At 68.6% G+C, this 634-nt stretch carries 1 protein-coding gene; it reads left to right on the forward strand.

The window, feature by feature from the left end:
• Positions 1 to 634: AMP-binding protein (locus JNB89_RS30785; protein WP_220364732.1), on the forward strand; the 634-nt coding region annotated here is incomplete at both ends.

Consider the following 634-nt stretch of genomic DNA (forward strand, 5'->3'; position numbering starts at 1 on the left):
CGCTGATCGCGGCGCTGCTTGGGATCATTCGCGCGGGCGGTGCATTCGTGCCGCTCGATCCGGACTATCCGGCCACCCGGCTGGTGCAGATGATCGACGATGCCGGCATCGTGCAGGTGGTCGCGGATAGCGATAGCGCCGGGCGGGTTGCCGATGTGCTGGCAGGGTGCGAGGTGGTGGAGGTGGGTGATGCAGCGTCCGGCGCGCAGACGCCGCAGTCAATCGCCTATACCGACATCGACCTGCATCCGGATCAACTGGCCTATGTGCTGTACACCTCGGGCTCGACGGGGCGGCCCAAGGGTGTGGGCGTGAGCCACGGCGCGTTGTGGACGCACCTGCAGGACTTCCTCGCAACGTACGGCATCAATGAAGACGACACGGTGCTGCACTCGTCGACGATCAACTTCGACGTCGCGCTGCACGAGACGCTGCCCGCGCTGCTGCGCGGCGCGACGGTGGAGATGCGCGGCGTGCAGCCGTGGGATCTGCAGAGCCTGAACGAGAGGCTGGTCACGCGGCGCGTGACGTTCGCGCGGATTCCGACGGCGCTGTGGCAGCAGTGGCAGCGTCATGCCCCGCCGCGCGCGCAGCTTGCCCTGCGCCAGGTGACGGTGGGCGGCGAGGCGCTGCC

This window comes from Paraburkholderia phenoliruptrix (genome assembly GCF_019511605.1).
GTDB classification, from domain to species: domain Bacteria; phylum Pseudomonadota; class Gammaproteobacteria; order Burkholderiales; family Burkholderiaceae; genus Paraburkholderia; species Paraburkholderia phenoliruptrix_A.